Annotated in this window: 13 protein-coding genes; 6 read left to right on the top strand and 7 right to left on the bottom strand. The window is 31.1% G+C overall.

Translation table 11 applies throughout. The features are described from left to right. Positions 1–42: 42 nt before the first annotated feature. The 4 genes from WHD07_RS08985 to WHD07_RS08970 all read right to left on the bottom strand — a co-directional run bounded on the left by WHD07_RS08985 (position 43) and on the right by WHD07_RS08970 (position 3638). Positions 43–885, bottom strand: a complete 843-nt coding sequence (locus tag WHD07_RS08985) for a universal stress protein (RefSeq protein WP_343330922.1) — start codon at positions 883–885, stop codon at positions 43–45. Between the two features lie 12 nt (positions 886–897). Then, positions 898–2040, bottom strand: a complete 1143-nt coding sequence (locus WHD07_RS08980) for a hypothetical protein (RefSeq protein ID WP_343330921.1) — start codon at positions 2038–2040, stop codon at positions 898–900. Positions 2041–2049: 9 nt separating this feature from the next. After that, entirely contained in the window at positions 2050–3006 is a 957-nt protein-coding gene (locus WHD07_RS08975) for a hypothetical protein (RefSeq protein WP_343330920.1), read from the bottom strand. Between the two features lie 221 nt (positions 3007–3227). Further along, entirely contained in the window at positions 3228–3638 is a 411-nt protein-coding gene (locus tag WHD07_RS08970) for a BrxA/BrxB family bacilliredoxin (protein WP_105050091.1), read from the bottom strand. A 362-nt stretch (positions 3639–4000) separates the two neighbouring features. Here WHD07_RS08970 and WHD07_RS08965 point away from each other — a divergent pair, with 362 nt between their 5' ends. The 5 genes from WHD07_RS08965 to WHD07_RS08945 all read left to right on the top strand — a co-directional run bounded on the left by WHD07_RS08965 (position 4001) and on the right by WHD07_RS08945 (position 10110). After that, positions 4001–4762 (top strand): TerB family tellurite resistance protein, encoded by a 762-nt coding sequence (locus WHD07_RS08965; RefSeq protein ID WP_105050092.1) that lies wholly within the window; start codon positions 4001–4003, stop codon positions 4760–4762. 170 nt (positions 4763–4932) lie between these two features. After that, on the top strand, positions 4933–8340 hold the full coding sequence (gene ileS / locus WHD07_RS08960) for an isoleucine--tRNA ligase (RefSeq protein WP_343330994.1): 3408 nt from the start codon (positions 4933–4935) through the stop codon (positions 8338–8340). A gap of 5 nt (positions 8341–8345) precedes the next feature. After that, positions 8346–8723 carry a TraR/DksA family transcriptional regulator gene (locus WHD07_RS08955; protein ID WP_343330919.1) on the top strand — a complete coding sequence of 126 codons (378 nt, stop codon included), beginning with the start codon at positions 8346–8348 and terminating at the stop codon, positions 8721–8723. Between the two features lie 72 nt (positions 8724–8795). Beyond that, a complete protein-coding gene (locus WHD07_RS08950; protein ID WP_343330918.1) occupies positions 8796–9452 on the top strand; it encodes a hypothetical protein in 657 nt (218 codons plus the stop codon). A 43-nt stretch (positions 9453–9495) separates the two neighbouring features. After that, entirely contained in the window at positions 9496–10110 is a 615-nt protein-coding gene (locus tag WHD07_RS08945; protein WP_343330917.1) for a lipoprotein signal peptidase, read from the top strand. Positions 10111–10498: 388 nt separating this feature from the next. On the opposite strand, the gene WHD07_RS08940 is transcribed toward WHD07_RS08945, so the two are convergent. Together WHD07_RS08940 and WHD07_RS08935 are read right to left on the bottom strand one after the other, a co-directional pair. Beyond that, a complete protein-coding gene (locus WHD07_RS08940) occupies positions 10499–10666 on the bottom strand; it encodes a hypothetical protein (RefSeq protein WP_343330916.1) in 168 nt (55 codons plus the stop codon). A 27-nt stretch (positions 10667–10693) separates the two neighbouring features. Beyond that, a complete protein-coding gene (locus WHD07_RS08935) occupies positions 10694–14101 on the bottom strand; it encodes a T9SS type A sorting domain-containing protein (RefSeq protein ID WP_343330915.1) in 3408 nt (1135 codons plus the stop codon). Between the two features lie 374 nt (positions 14102–14475). Between WHD07_RS08935 and WHD07_RS08930 the strand changes: the two genes are divergently transcribed. Continuing rightward, the gene (locus tag WHD07_RS08930) at positions 14476–15471 is read left to right on the top strand and encodes a hypothetical protein (RefSeq protein ID WP_343330914.1); all 996 of its coding nucleotides are present in this window, start codon (positions 14476–14478) and stop codon (positions 15469–15471) included. 40 nt (positions 15472–15511) lie between these two features. On the opposite strand, the gene WHD07_RS08925 is transcribed toward WHD07_RS08930, so the two are convergent. Beyond that, positions 15512–16087, bottom strand: coding sequence for a phage tail protein (locus WHD07_RS08925; protein WP_343330913.1), 576 nt, complete (start codon positions 16085–16087; stop codon positions 15512–15514). Positions 16088–16287: the final 200 nt, after the last annotated feature.

Below are 16287 nucleotides of genomic sequence, written 5' to 3'. Positions count from 1 at the left end.
TTAAAAATGAACTTAGGTCTTAGTTTCCTTTTGATTTAAAAATTATTTTAGATAAATAGCCATCACCGGAATGTCTATATGATTTATTAAATCTTCTGCTAAACTAAAGGTAAATAATCGCTGATATAAGTTACGTTCTTGGTTTAATAAACACACCATATCTATTTCGTTTTTTTGACAATATTCTGTTAATGATCCTTTTAGGTTTATACTATCGATAGAAATAAATTTTGTTTTTTTGTAATTAACAGTTAGGTTTTCCTTAAACTTATTCATTAAAGGAGTAATAGATTCTCCGTGGGCTAAATCGAAATGAACAACATGTAATTGAGCACTGAATTCTTTTGCAATTTTAGTTAATTTTTCTAGAGGTACAATTTCTTCGTCTCTATAATCTACTAAAAACATAATGTTATTAAGGTCTCCATCAAATTGAGCTCTTGCAGGAACGGCAATAACAGGTTTGTCTATTTCTTCTAAAATTTTAATAGTATCCGTTTCCATAAAAATATTAAAGAGACTACTGTTTCCTGTATTACGTGTTCCCGTTATAATGATTTCAATTTTATCATCTCGTTTGGCAACATATTTAAATAAGGAGTTTACAAAAATACCTTGATCTACAATATATTTTACTTTTAAATTTCCTTTTTTACTAGCTTTAATAAGTTTTTCGAAGGGTGGAAATTTATCTTTTTTATTTCTAAAATTATCGATATCTATTTTATCATAAATAGATTGCGTTTTTTCATCTACCGAAGTGTCTTCGTGGTAAGAGTGATACACAATTAAAGTAGCTTCTAATTTTTGAGCATATGCCATAGCATATGCAAAAGCGTTTAAAGAAATTTCTGAAAAGTCTGTTGGAAACAATATATTTTTCATGCTAATATGTTTTTAAAATGATACTTCTAGATTTAGTTCATAAATATTATTTTCGTTTAATGCTTTGTCGTTGTGTTCTGCATTTAAAATTAATCGTAAATATTTATTAACGGTGTAAGACACTCCTCCAATATAACGTTTAGTACCTCTAAAATCATCTGTTTTTAAGTGAAAGGAATCGTATCTTCCCCAAATGGCTAATGGAGATTTCTTAATCTTATATTCCCCAAAAAAACTATATCCATTATTTTTAATAGGTTTGTTGGTGCCTTCATATAAATAGCTCGCTCTAAAATCTCCAACACCTTTATGTGTTTGTGCTGTTAAGGTTAGTTGTTTTCCTGTATAAGTTATAAAACCCAAAACCTGGTTAAAATCTGGTGCTTCTTCATTATTTCCTTTTCCAATATTAAAATAACCACTTAGGTGAAGTTCTGGTAATGTATTAGCAAATGGTCTAACAGATAAACGTCCGGAAATTACTTTATTATTGTTTTTTTCTTCACCAGAATATCCTGCTCCGTTATAAATACCAATTACATAACTGGCGTATTTACCAGGCATAGCTCCATTAATTTCTTTTAAGAATTTTTTATCCATTTTGGGGCCAATATTACCACCAAAAGTTACACCAAAATCGGCAGAATTAAAAATTTTATTTCTTTCAATAAACATATTGTCTTGTACTCTGTACGTGTTTATTTTTTGCTCATAATCTAACCAAGGTGTATGAACCATACCAACTTCTAACCAGTTTCCTGTAAATACAGTACTATTAAAATTAGGTTTGGCTTTAACATAAAGGTATTTTAATCTTGTTTCTATATTACCAGCATCAGGTCCATCTCTGTCTACTGTCAAATCCATGGTGTATCTTACGGAAAAGGTTTCGTTTAAGTCTTTTTTTAAAGTAAAGTAACTTCGTTTTAAAACAAATGCACTTTTATGTTCATTTACAAGACCTTTTTCATCATCAGCCTGTGTTTGTGCAATACCGTCTCTATAAGCAATAAACCAATTACCAGACATTTTAAGAAAGTCTGCTACCACAATTCCTTTTTCTTCGGTGTCAATACCATTTTTCTGTATTTGAGCATTACAAAAAATAGAAAAATAAAATAAAGAGCTAAGTAAAATATGCGTTTTTAATTTCATAGTTCAGCCTTAAAATGAAGTTGCTAAAAATTTTACGCCATAAACAAGTAGTATACTTACTATAAGTCCTATAGATACTTTAAATAAGTCTTTACCTAAACTTTTAAACATTTCTTTACGAGCATCATTTTTACGCAATACTAAGTTTAATGCAATTTCTCTACCTGCTAAAATCCCTATAAATACCCAAGTAGTACTCATAGGTACGTTGTTTAATTCTTTAAAATAGAAAAGTACAATACCATAAGTAAAGTCAATTAAAGTAGCAGCACGTATGTCTACCGTATTTGTTTTAGAACGGATAATGCTTTGTATTGCTCCACCTTTAGAAGCAATTATAAAAGCTAAAAGTCCTAAAATAATAATTAAAGAACCTGCCAGTTCCCAAATATTTAAAGACCTTGGTAGGTACACGTAAATATTTGCAAAATCTTGAATTAACCATTGCGACCATAAAAAACCTGTAGATAACCACTGTAAGGCGGTCCATATATTTTTCTGACTATTTGTAATCGGATTTTCAATAAATTTCTTTTCAACAGTTTTAGATATGATTAAATACAATACAATTGCGGTTCCAAAAGCGACTAAATATCCAGACATAGATTTTAAAACCATATCCGTTAAATTCTTTTCATTAAAAAAAGTAAGTATTAAAAAAGAGGTACTTACAGGAATTCCCGTTCGAGTTAAAATCATTAACACTATTGGAGGTAAAATATAATACCAAGCAAATGGTTCTGGTAATGGATATTTAGACAATCTACCATAAGAGACATCTCCATTGTGTGTAAAGCATCCGTAAATTAAGGTTATAGTTAATATGCTACCCGCAAAAATCCACAAAACCCACCATTTTTTACGTTCATTAGAACTTAAAAAAGTACCTAACGTTTGTATTGTGTCGTTTCCTACAACTGAGTAAGCAGCTAAGATAAAACCTAAATACATTACTGTTATTTCCATAAATAAAATAAGTTAGTTAAAAAGTATAAATACTAAACAAAGGAACTTTTTTATTAAAGGGGCTGTGTTATTTAAAATTTAAATAAATGTAAAGTTTTGTTTTTTAAGTTTTTAGGTTTTTTGGTAGGGTAGATACGTAATTATAAAACATAAAAAAACCACGTAATTTACGTGGTTTTAATCTTGTTTCTTGTGTTAAAAAGTCTTGTTTCTTTTAAAGATTAACAAAACTCTTCGTAAGCCTGCGCTAAGTTTTGTGCAATCATTTGTGCAGATCTACCTTCAATATGGTGGCGCTCTAGCATGTGCACTAAATTACCATCTTTAAACAATGCAATTGCTGGCGATGATGGAGGAAAAGGTACCATAAACTCACGTGCTCTTTGTGTAGATTCTTTTTCTACACCTGCAAAAACAGTTGTTAAGTTTGTTGGTGTTTTCTCAGCCCCAAGAGAAGCAATTGCCCCTGGTCTAGCAGTACCTGCTGCACAACCACAAACAGAGTTTACCATCACTAAAGTTGTTCCTTTTTTAGACATTGCGTTTTCAACATCTTCACTTGTATATAATGCTTCAAAACCAGCTTTGATTAACTCATCGCGCATTGGTTTTACTAATTCTTCTGGATACATATTTTCTAAATTTAAAATGCAAAGATAGGTATTTGTTTTACAAAATTCAACATACTTAAAAATGGTAGTATCAATAGAAACATCAATAAAATTGATATCATAAAGTTCTTTTTATTTTTGGGCATGCCCATTTTTAAATAAAAGTTTCGTTGTCACTACACTTTTATTTAAAAACCGTTAGGCTTCGAGTTTATCTTGAGCGAAGTCGAAAGGCACTCGCTTTTTTTGAGAAAAACAAAAAAGAGCTCAAACAAATGCTACAATCCTTCATGCATAAGAACCCTTTGGCTTTATAAACTTTAAAACGTTTTACATTTCAACTAAATAACTTTGTAACTTTGCCTCTTTAAAAAAATAAATAAATGGGAAGTTTTACAAAATGGTTAGGAGCAGGTTTAGGATTTACTTTTGGGGGTCCAATAGGTGCAGCCATTGGTTTTGCAGTAGGTAGTTTTGTAGATGGTTTTTCAGAAAAAGATTTAAATGAAGAACAGCTAGATTACGAAAGAAGCAGACAAAGAGGTAGTAGAAGTACTGCAGACACACAATCTGGAGATTTTGAAATGAGTTTACTTGTTTTGGCATCCATAGTAATAAAATCTGACGGAAAAGTAGATCAAAGAGAGCTAGATTTTGTACGTGCTCAATTTGTGGGTATGTATGGTAAAGAAAGAGCAAACAATGCGTTTAAACTTTTTAACGGAATTATAAAAAAGCAAGTTTCTGCACGTCAGGTTTGTATTCAAATCAGACAAAACATGTCGCATGCATCACGTTTACAATTGTTGCACTTTTTGTTTGGTATTGCAAAAGCAGATCAATTTGTATCAGAAACAGAAGTAGAAGAAATTAGAAAAATTGCGGGCTATTTATACATCAATCAAAATGATTTTGAATCTATAAAAGCCATGTTTTATGATTCTTCAGAGAATGCTTATAAAATTTTAGAACTAGAAAAAACAGCTACAGATGCAGAGGTAAAAAGTGGTTACAGAAAAATGGTAAAAAAATACCATCCAGATAAATTACAAGGTTTAGGAGAAGAACATTTAAAAGGTGCCAACGAAAAGTTTCAGAGCATACAGGCAGCTTACGAACAAATAAAAAAAGAAAGAGGCTTGTAAATACTAGAACAACATTATAAGTTTTAAAGTGGCAAAGTTAAACCCAACTAAGGTTTTAATTTTGCCACTTTGTAGTTTTGCTACTTTTTTACCTTAAACTTTGCTACTTTCAACTGACTAAAATTAGAAGAAAATCCTTAATTTCGCAATCTTATCAGAAAATAGATATGATGAAAGCGAAATTTCCTGAATATAAAGGACTTGACTTACCAAAAGTAGCAGAAGAAATTCTTAATTATTGGCAAGAAAATAACATTTTTGAAAAAAGTGTAACCTCAAGAGAAAATGCAAAACCTTTTGTGTTTTTTGAAGGCCCTCCTTCTGCAAACGGACTTCCAGGAGTTCACCATGTTTTAGCAAGAGCTATTAAAGATATTTTTCCACGTTATAAAACCATGAAAGGCTTTCAGGTAAAAAGAAAAGCTGGTTGGGATACACATGGTTTGCCAATAGAATTGGGTGTTGAGAAAGAATTAGGAATTACCAAAGAAGATATTGGTAAGAAAATTTCTGTAGAAGATTATAATGCTGCTTGTAGAAAAGCGGTAATGCGTTATACTGATATTTGGAATGACCTAACCAATAAAATGGGATATTGGGTAGATATGGAAGATCCATACATTACCTACGAACCTAAATATATGGAATCTGTTTGGTGGCTTTTAAAAGAAATTTACAACAAAAAGTTAATCTATAAAGGATATACAATTCAGCCTTATTCGCCAAAAGCGGGTACAGGTTTAAGCTCTCACGAGTTAAATCAACCAGGTACATACCAAGATGTAACAGATACAACAGTTGTTGCACAATTTAAAGCAGTAGCAAACACACTTCCAGATTTTTTACAAAATGAAGGAACTGTTTATTTTATAGCTTGGACAACTACACCTTGGACATTGCCAAGTAATACAGCATTAACGGTTGGACCTAAAATAGAATATGTTTTAGTAGAAACGTTTAATCAATATACTTTTGAACCTATTAAAGTAATTTTAGCTAAAAAATTAGTTGGAAAACAATTTGCAGGTAAAAACAATGTAGAAGTAGAAACTACAGAAGAACTAAGTACTTATAATGCAGGTGATAAAAAAATACCTTACCACGTTATTAAAGAGTTTGTTGGTAAAGATTTAGTTGATATTAAATACGAACCCGTTTTAGATTACTGTTTGCCAAACGATAATCCGCAAGATGCTTTTAGAGTAATTGCTGGAGATTTTGTTACTACAGAAGACGGAACAGGAATTGTACATACCGCACCAACTTTTGGAGCAGATGATGCAATGGTTGCAAAACAAGCAGTGCCACCAATTCCGCCAATGTTGGTAAAAGATGAAAACGATAATTTAGTTCCTTTAGTAGATTTACAAGGAAAATTTAGACCAGAAATGGGCGAATTTGCAGGTAAATATGTAAAGAACGAATATTATAATGATGGCGAAGCACCAGAAAGATCTATTGATGTTGAATTAGCTATTAAGTTAAAAACAGAAAATAAAGCTTTTAAAGTAGAAAAATACAAGCACAGTTATCCAAACTGTTGGCGTACAGATAAACCAATTTTATATTATCCATTAGATTCTTGGTTTATTAAAGTAACCGATGTTAAAGATAGAATGCACAGTTTAAACAAAACCATTAATTGGAAACCTGAATCTACAGGGACAGGACGTTTTGGAAACTGGTTGGCAAATGCAAATGATTGGAATTTATCTCGTTCTCGTTATTGGGGAATTCCATTACCAATCTGGAGATCAGAAGATGGTAAAGAAGAAATTTGTATTGGTTCTGTAAAAGAATTAAAAGAAGAAATGGCAAAGGCTGTAGTTGCTGGCGTTTTAGCAAAAGACATTTTCGAAGATTTTGAAGTTGATAATAACTCGGAAGAAAACTATGCGAAAATAGATTTACATAAAAATATTGTGGATGAAATTGTATTAGTTTCAGCATCTGGACAACCAATGAAACGTGAAAGCGATTTAATTGATGTTTGGTTCGATTCTGGTTCTATGCCTTATGCACAATGGCATTATCCGTTTGAAAACAAACAAAAAATTGATGGAAACGAATCTTTTCCTGCAGATTTTATCGCAGAAGGAGTAGACCAAACACGTGGTTGGTTTTATACTTTACATGCAATTGCAACAATGGTTTTTGATTCTGTAGCGTATAAAAACGTAGTTTCTAACGGTTTGGTTTTAGATAAAAACGGACATAAAATGTCTAAACGTCTAGGAAATGCAACAGATCCTTTTACAACATTATCAACGTATGGAGCAGATGCAACACGTTGGTACATGATTGCAAATGCAAACCCTTGGGACAATTTAAAATTTGATTTAGATGGAATTGAAGAGGTAAAACGTAAATTCTTCGGAACTTTATATAACACCTATTCATTTTTTACTTTATATACAAATCTTGATGGTTTTTCTTATGAAGAAGCAGATATTCCTTTAGAAAAAAGACCAGAAATAGACCGTTGGGTTTTATCAGAATTACATACTTTAATTGCTAAAGTAGATAAGTTTTACGAAGAATATGAGCCTACAAGAGCTGCTAGAGCAATAAGTGATTTTACTCAAGATTACTTAAGTAACTGGTACGTACGTTTAAGTAGAAGACGTTTTTGGAAAGGAGATTATCAAACAGATAAAATTTCTGCATATCAAACGTTGTACACTTGTATGAATACTATTGCAAAATTAGCATCGCCAATTGCGCCATTTTTTATGGATAGGTTGTATCAAGATTTAAACTCTGTAACCGGTAAAGAAACATCAGAAAGTATACATTTATCTGATTTTCCAGTATACGATGCAAGTTTTGTTGATAAAAGCTTGGAACGTAAAATGGAAAATGCACAAATTATATCATCTTTAGTTTTATCACTTAGAGCAAAAGAAAAGATTAAAGTGCGTCAACCATTACAAAAAATTATGATTCCTGTTGATAGTGAACAACAGAAAGAAGAAATTTTAGCCGTTGCAAACTTAATTAAGAACGAGGTAAACATTAAGGAAATCCAGATTTTAGATGACGCTTCAGATATTTTAATCAAACAAATTAAGCCGAATTTTAAAACATTAGGCCCAAAGTTTGGAAAAGATATGCGCTTTATAGCTGCCGAGGTTCAGAAGTTTAATCAAGAAGATATTAACAAAATAGAAAAAGATAAAAACATTCTTCTTGACATTAATGGAAAAAATATTATTTTGGAGCTCTCGGATGTAGAGATATCATCTAAGGATATAGAAGGTTGGTTGGTTGCAAATGAAGGAGCGTTAACAGTTGCTTTAGATGTTACAATAACAGAAGAATTACGTAAAGAAGGAGTTGCTAGAGAATTGGTAAACAGAATTCAGAATGCACGTAAAGACACTGGTTTAGAAGTAACAGATAGAATAAAGTTGACGGTTTTAAATTTTGAGAACTTACAGAAATCTATCATAGATAATAAGGAGTACATTATGAGTGAAACATTAACTAAAGAATTAGTTTTTGTGGATGTGTTAGAAAATGGTACAGAAATTGAGTTTGATACCATAAAAAGTAGAATATTAATAGAAAAAATGTAAGAGTTATGTCAGAAGTAAAATCAAAATATTCAGCGGAAGACTTACAAGAGTTTAAGGCAATTATAGAGAAAAAAATAGCGAGAGCAGAAGAAGATTTAGCTTTGTTAAAAGCTGCATATAAAAATGATTCTAATAATGGTACAGATGATACTTCTCATTCGTTTAAATCTTTTGACGAAGGTTCTGAAGTAATGAACAAAGAAGCAAATGTTCAGTTGGCTATTAGACAAGAAAAATTTATTAGAGATTTAAAAAATGCTTTGTTACGTATAGAAAATAGAACGTATGGTGTTTGTAGAGTAACTGGTAAATTAATACAAAAAGAACGTTTAAGAATAGTGCCTCATGCAACTTTAAGTATAGAGGCAAAACGTAAACAATAATTGTTTTATTAAAATATAATTATCTAAAAGCTTCTTTTATAAGGAGCTTTTTTTATTTAAACTATTCAAAGAATGTTTGTTGTTTCAAGGTCTAAAGTTTTTGTATTCTTTTTATTAATTTCTTCTGTAGCTTTATCGCAAAAGAAAGTTTTAAAAAAGTTTGAAACTCAATCTAAAGAAATAGAAATTTCTACACTTGGGTTAGATGATCTTGTGATTGAAAATTCAACTTCTAATTTTGTAGAGGTTTACTTAATAGCAGAAAACGTAGCGGATCAACAGATTGTTTCTAAGGAAGCATATGGTTTGCTGAAAATTCAGTTTAATATACCAGAAAATATAACTGAAGAAAAAGTTTTTAGAAAATTTATTACAGAAAGATTGCATAGAGCAAGTGCTGTTATAAAGATTCCAAAAAGTAAAAAAATCACCATTTTTGGTGATGAAATAAATATTGAAACTAAAAGTTACCAAGGAGATTTAAATATTTATATTGAAAAAGGTATTTTAAAATTGCATACTATTTACGCAAGTTTAAGTGTTAAAATGTATGCAGGTAACCTTTATGCAGCTGTTAATAAAACCAATATAGATATAGTTTCTAAAAAGGGTAAGATAAAAATTAACGATGTTTTAGTTGAAAATTTACATCAAAAAAAGGAAGAAAAATCAGATGAAATAATTAGCATAAATTCTATAAAAGCTAATATTTTCTTAACAACCCAATAAACACAATAATATTGTTATTTTTGTGAGTACAAATTCAAGAAAAATGTCAAAAAAGAATCTTGCTATTCTAACCATAGGTATCGCAATTATTTTAGATCAAATCATAAAAATATATGTAAAAACACACTTTGTTTTAGGAGAAGAAGTGGTTGTTTTTAATTGGTTTAAAATACATTTTGTTGAAAACAATGGGATGGCAATGGGGTTTGAGTTTGGTGGTAAAGCAGGGAAACTTTTTTTAACATTGTTTAGATTGGTTGCCGTAACAGGAATTATCTATTGGTTAGTGCAAAACATTAAGAAAAAAGTACACAATGCTGTAATTATTGCTATTGGTTTAATTTTTTCTGGGGCAGTTGGTAATATTATAGATTCTGTTTTTTACGGAGTTATTTTTGATGATTCAAACCATAAAATAGCTACTCTTTTTACAGACAAACCTTATGGAGAATTATTTCATGGTAGAGTAGTAGATATGTTTTATTTTCCATTATGGGAAGGTGTTTTACCAGATTGGATACCTGTTATAGGAGGAGAATTCTTTACTTTTTTTCAATATATATTTAATCCAGCAGATGCTTTTATAAGTGTTGGTGTTGCTTTGTTGTTTATTTTTAGCAAGCAAGCTTTTCCTAAAGAAGAGGCTGTAAAAGAGTAATTTTCTTACTGTTAAAGTGGGGGTATATCAATACTAGCATTTATAATTTTCTATTGTAAGAAAATTATAAATCTAGCCACTGTGATTTTTCGTGATGTAAATATTTTAAATTATATCAAAGACATGTTAATCCTTCTTTTTAAAGTTGATTTTAATAAAATTAATAAGAATAGAGTTAAGGGAGTAATAAAACTAGTCTGTTAAAAAGAAAAGGCATTATAAGATTATTTGAAAAGTTGTCTATATTATATCAGCTTTCTGCAATTTACAATTGGCAAGTGGTAGATAATACAAACTAGTGGTTTTATAAAAGTTACAGATACATTAAAAAAGGCTATCAAAAATTAATTTGATAGCCTTTTAATATATAGAATGATTTTACTTTTTATTAAAACCCTTCTCCAAGTGGTTCAGGAGAAGAAGCTTGTGCTTTTTGCGGATTTAAGATCATATAGGTTCCTAATGCTGTTAAAGCAGCATATTTACCGTAGTTTCCTATCTTTTTAATTGCTTCTTTACGCGTAATATCTTCTGAAGTTTTTATATTTTTTTTCATGATGTTTAGTCTTTAAAATGATAGCTATTATTCTAAAATTATTTTTTTGTTTAACTTTCCTTTTCCAGTTTCAAGTTTTACAAGGTAAACACCTTTAGCTAATACCGGTAAAGCAATATCTTTAGTTCCGTTAGAAGTAAAAGCAGTTTTTACTACTTGTTTACCAAGCATACTGTACAACTTAATGTTAGCATTACCCTGTGGTAAACCAGCTATTCTTAAAGTAGTATTATCTAATTTATAAATGCTTGTGTTTTCTAAAGTTGCCGTTCCATCAATACTTAAAGTACTATTGGTTGTGTGAATGTAAAAACGACCAATTCCGTCTAAATTTTTAGATAAAGTAACTTTATAAGTACTGTTTGTTTCATTTAAACGAGTAAAGGTATTTGTAAGCCTGTCTTCTAAAAATATTTTTAGATCATCATTAAAGTTAGATGTGTTTAAAGAAAAAGTAATTTCTTTACCAGCAGTAGCTTTAACTCCAACAGGAACCACCATACTGTTATAATTAGTATCTGGTAATGTTTGTATGGCTAAATTTTTACCTTGATTATTAGAAACTAACTGGGTAAATACTTCAAAACTAGAAGAAACACCGTTAAACATTTTAGAGTCGTATCCATTATCAAAATCTGTAGTTTTACCTTCTATGTAGAAAACCTTAGTAGATTTTTTTGTATCGTTATTTTCAATAAACAATTCAAAAGATGTTTTAGGAGTTTGTCTCATAAAAGTATCTGTATTTTGATGGCTTCTATTAGTCGTAGAGAACAGTATAGCTCCATCGGTTGATGCTTCTATAAAGAAACCTTGACCTGGTGCAATTTCTATAGGACTTGTAGCATTGTATGTTGTGTATGAAGTACCATTCCATAACCAAACTGTTTTTTCTGTAAGTTTATCTGTATTTACGTTTGCAAAGTCACCTGAGTTAACATAAGCTGTATAAGGGTTACCAATTAAATTAAATTTATTTCTAGAACCCGATGCTGATACAGGAAACATTACGTTAGAAGTATTTAAATTACCCGTAGATGATAAATCATTAGGGGTATCTAGTTTTATTGACACACCTAATCCTGGAATAAAGTTACCGGTACTAGCTGTATTAGCGTAGAACCAAGGTGTGGCTCCATCATTTGAATAGCTACCAATACCAATATTAACACCTGTACCGCTTGCAAAAGTATTATTTGCCATTATGTTTTGTAATGTTTCATTTGCAATAGGTGTAGATGCTAAATACCAATTTGTTGTTGGTATATTTCTTTTAAAAGTTACGGGTCCGGTTACAGTACTTTGTGGTATAAAAGATGCTCCAGAATTAATAGTTAAACTGTTAAATGTAACTGCGTTACTTGCTGTTGGGTAATTATTTAGACTACTAGGAATAATAATGTCTGCATTTGCAGGAGGAACAGCATTTGTGCTCCAGTTAGATGGTTCACTCCAATCTGTATTTGTTACCCCTATCCAAGTTGCTGTATTGGTTTGAGTTACTGTAGGTACATCCACGTTATTAGATGTAAGACTAATTGCATCTTTTGCAATAACTACAAAATTATTAGCACTTTCTGCGGTTAAGTTAACAGTAAAACTCCAAGTATTTCCAGTAACTGTTGCAGAACCTAGAGAAGTTGTATTATCAGCAATACCATCATTGTTAGCGTCTATATAGGCATTAACAGTTATACCGTTTTCTGCATGAGTTCCAGAAATTGTTAATGTTGTTGAATTTGTTGTTGTAGTAGCTGAAGGGCTAGTAACTATTGGGTCTACCGGTGCTTCATTATCTAATACAAATGTATTATCATTTGTCCCTGTTGGTGTTAAATTAGTTAAGGCATTACCTACTGCATCAGCGATGTCTTGACCGCCTGCAAAGTCTAAAGTTACTGTTGCATTTAAAGCAGCTAAATCTCCACCAGAAACTGTTACTCTGTAAACATTACCACTTGGGTTTGTTACTGAAGCAACTGTAGCTGTTGTTCCGCTTACAGTGAAATCTGTTGCATCCACGTTACTAACAGGGCCATCAAAAGTTACATCCCATACTAATGCATCTGCGTCTGTTGGGCTTGTTGTTGGTGACTGACGAGCAATACTGCTAATAAGTGGTTCTGTATTATCTAATACAAATGTATTATCATTTGTCCCTGTTGGTGTTAAATCAGTTAAGGTATTACCAACTGCATCAGCGATGTCTTGACCGCCTGCAAAGTCTAAAGTTACTGTTGCATTTAAAGCAGCTAAATCTCCACCAGAAACTGTTACTCTGTAAACATTACCACTTGGGTTTGTTACTGAAGCAACTGTAGCTGTTGTTCCGCTTACGGTGAAATCAGTTGCATCCACATTGCTTACAGGGCCATCAAAAGTTACATCCCATGCTAATGCATCTGCATTTGTAGGGCTTGTTGTGGGGCTCTGACGAGCAATACTGCTAATAAGTGGTTCCGTATTGTCTACCACAAATGTATTATCATTTGTCCCTGTTGGTATTAAATTTGTTAAGGCATTACCCGATGCGTCCGTTATGTTTTGTCCTCCAGAATGTCCTAAGGTAACTGTTGCATCTAAAGCAGCTAAATCTCCACCAGAAACTGTTACTCTGTACACATTACCACTTGGGTTTGTTACTGAAGCAATTGTAGCAGTTGTTCCCAAAACAGCGAAATCAGTTACATCTACATTATTTACCGGCTCATCAAAAGTTACATCCCATACTAACGCATCTGCATTTGTAGGGCTTGTTGTTGGAGTTTGACGAATAATACTTGTAATACGAGGTGCAATTGCATCAACAGGAGCAACTGCCCAAGTTAATCCATCTAAAGCTAAATAATCTGCATTTCCGGTTGTAGAAATAATGATTTCATCAATACCAACATTAGAATAATCAGTACCGCCTTCGGTAGCAAAATTGATAAAAGTATAACCATTATTAGGACTGAAAGTTGCCGGATTAGAAAAACCAGAACTTTTTGTAATAGTGTATAGAGCAGTAGCTGCTCCATTTTTCTTACCCGTTATTGTAAGAGTTGTTGATGGTGTGCCTAAAGGGTATCTATTAGATAAAAATAAATAGAAACTTTTTATGATAATATCAGTTCCATCAGTAGTTTTAATAGAAAAAGAAGAACCATCATTTGTTCCTGGGGTTCCATTTGAATTATCAATAAAATTGTTGTCAGCCGCAGTTCCGTTCCATCCAGCGCCAAAGTAAGTTTCTATATCATAACTGATTTCACCAGGGCCATTAACAATTGTAAAGTGTTGTCCGTTGTCTGAAAATGTTGTCCCGCCAACAGCGTCATCTTCAAAAGCCTCTGTAGTTTGGGCACTTGCTTTTAAGCTTAATAAGCTTAAAAACAGGAACACCGCAAAAAAAGGGAGGCGTTTAAATGCTAAAAAAGTAGTTTTTTGTTTCATCTTTTTTTTTAAGTGGTTAGTTTTCAAATATATGGTTTATATAATTTAGAAAAAAATAATAATTAGGGTTGTTATACAAAACAGGTATAAATACCTGTTTTGTATTTCGAGAATACTTACGGGATTAGTTTTATGTAATATTGGTTGTTAAGGTGCTTTTTATGTGTAGTTTCATTTTTTTTTGTTTACGTACTTTAGTGTTATGTGAATTTCTGTTTTCAATAGAATTTAAAACTTGAAAAATTTTGTCGTAATTTGCTTGAAAGTTGTACTTGAAAAATTGTTTTAGATTAATTCAATTTACTGTTATATAGTGGTTTTTAATCCTTTTTATTCTAAATGCAGCACAAGTTTATATTAACTAAATTTTAATAATGGAAAAAGAAGGAGCTTTAAACGAAATAACTAAGCTGTTAGTGGAGTCAAAAACAGAAACTGAAGAAATTATTGCCGTTAAATTGTTATCTAGTTTTTATGAAGAAGTTCTTAAAAATTTTTCGATAGAAGAATTAAATAAAAATGAATTTGAGGTTCAGGGAGGTGTTGCTTTATCTCCGATACATGCCAAAGAATGCTTGTATGATTATATAAGAACTGCTCGTTTTATTAAAGGAGTTTATAAAGCAATTAATAATGCAAAGGAGAATTTTGTGGATGAAATAGTAGAGGTAGTGTATGCCGGTTGTGGACCTTTAGCAACTTTAATAATACCTTTATTATCTTTTTATGATCCAAAAAAGATATCAATTACATTAATTGATATACATGATGTATCCATAATGTCTACTAAAAAAATTATTGAGTATTTAAAATATGAGGAATATATTAAGGAGTATTGTATAACAGATGCAACAAAATATATACACAATAAAAAAGACTCATTGCATGTTGTAGTAACTGAAACAATGGATAAAGCTTTAATTAATGAGCCTCAAGTTTCAATAACACTAAACTTAGTAGCACAACTTTCTGAAGGAGGTATTTTAGTTCCAGAAGAAATTAAATTATCAACTAGAAATTCTTTTTTTGCTAAAGAAAAATGTTTTGGTAAGAGTGTGTCTAATGAAGATTATATTAATGATCTAGCATTTCAAGACTTATTTTCTGTAACAAAAAATATTAAAAAAACTAAAGATGATTTTAGTTTTGAATCAGGTTCTATTTTTTTTGATAAAGGTTTTGAAAAAACTCCTGACATTTGTATTTATACAGAAATAAGAGTTTTTGACGATGTTTATATCAATAAAGGAGAATCGCTAATAACAAACCCTTATTGCATTAAGTCTTTGTATTCTTTGAGTTTAAATTCATATAGGCTATTATATACTACAAAAAAAATCCCAAAATGGGATATAAAAAACACTCCATAATTTTAAAATTATGGAGTGTTTTTGTTATGTGTTTTAAATATTAACTTCTTGAAGGATAAACTCCTTGTAAAGCAATAACATAATTTATAGTTAAATAAGGTTGCATATTATTGTGCGCTAGGTTTCCACCACTATTACCAACAGTAATACTGTTAGAAGCAGCGTTTAGAGATACATCTGGTGTAGCATCATTGAACCCCATAGTTGCGTCAAAACCTCTACCTCCTGGTAATCCTGGAGTAGAGATTGATGAGTTTTCTGTAGCAGTCGCTTTTGTTGAGTTTGCTGAACTTACCTTAACGGCTCCTTGAGCTATGTGATTATGAGCAGGTATTTCAGTAATATTTAATGTATGATATTCTTGTCCGCTTCTAGAACCCAATCTGCGATCAGATAATCCTGGTCCTCTACCAGAGCTAACAGGAACTCTACCACGTAAATCGGGTAAAGCAAATGTTGTTCTTCCATCTCCACCATAGGTTGTTCCTAAAATAGAAAATAATGCTGTGTTTTGTGAAATTGGTAATAATTGTCCGTTACATAATGCCCATCCTCTTGGTGCAAAGTTGCCAGCGAACATACTAATTGATCCTAATAAAGGGTCTGCTGATGCCATAATAATAAAATTTAGTAGTTAGTTTAAGTTTATATTTCTTATTGTTAAAGATGATTATAACAATACAAAACAACCAAATATACATAAATAGGAGTAAATGTTTATGATTTTTACTAAAAACACGTATTAATACCTATTTTATTATAAGTTGTAATGGATTGGTATTAAGTTTGTTGAAGGAAGGTGTGTATAGCAATCCT

The organism is Polaribacter staleyi, assembly GCF_038024045.1.
Taxonomy (GTDB): Bacteria; Bacteroidota; Bacteroidia; order Flavobacteriales; family Flavobacteriaceae; genus Polaribacter; species Polaribacter butkevichii.
Note: the sequence above shows the minus strand (reverse complement) of the source record. Positions and strands in the feature narration are given on the sequence as shown.

Excerpts from the sequence above, each read along its gene's own strand:
- WHD07_RS08980 (WP_343330921.1), bottom strand. The coding sequence starts at position 2,040 with ATGAAATTAAAAACGCATATTTTACTTAGCTCTTTATTTTATTTTTCT.
- WHD07_RS08950 (WP_343330918.1), top strand. The coding sequence starts at position 8,796 with ATGTTTGTTGTTTCAAGGTCTAAAGTTTTTGTATTCTTTTTATTAATT.
- WHD07_RS08975 (WP_343330920.1), bottom strand. The coding sequence starts at position 3,006 with ATGGAAATAACAGTAATGTATTTAGGTTTTATCTTAGCTGCTTACTCA.
- WHD07_RS08935 (WP_343330915.1), bottom strand. The coding sequence starts at position 14,101 with ATGAAACAAAAAACTACTTTTTTAGCATTTAAACGCCTCCCTTTTTTT.
- WHD07_RS08965 (WP_105050092.1), top strand. The coding sequence starts at position 4,001 with ATGGGAAGTTTTACAAAATGGTTAGGAGCAGGTTTAGGATTTACTTTT.
- WHD07_RS08985 (WP_343330922.1), bottom strand. The coding sequence starts at position 885 with ATGAAAAATATATTGTTTCCAACAGACTTTTCAGAAATTTCTTTAAAC.
- WHD07_RS08945 (WP_343330917.1), top strand. The coding sequence starts at position 9,496 with ATGTCAAAAAAGAATCTTGCTATTCTAACCATAGGTATCGCAATTATT.
- WHD07_RS08930 (WP_343330914.1), top strand. The coding sequence starts at position 14,476 with ATGGAAAAAGAAGGAGCTTTAAACGAAATAACTAAGCTGTTAGTGGAG.
- WHD07_RS08940 (WP_343330916.1), bottom strand. The coding sequence starts at position 10,666 with ATGAAAAAAAATATAAAAACTTCAGAAGATATTACGCGTAAAGAAGCA.
- WHD07_RS08955 (WP_343330919.1), top strand. The coding sequence starts at position 8,346 with ATGTCAGAAGTAAAATCAAAATATTCAGCGGAAGACTTACAAGAGTTT.
- WHD07_RS08925 (WP_343330913.1), bottom strand. The coding sequence starts at position 16,087 with ATGGCATCAGCAGACCCTTTATTAGGATCAATTAGTATGTTCGCTGGC.
- WHD07_RS08970 (WP_105050091.1), bottom strand. The coding sequence starts at position 3,638 with ATGTATCCAGAAGAATTAGTAAAACCAATGCGCGATGAGTTAATCAAA.
- ileS (WP_343330994.1), top strand. The coding sequence starts at position 4,933 with ATGAAAGCGAAATTTCCTGAATATAAAGGACTTGACTTACCAAAAGTA.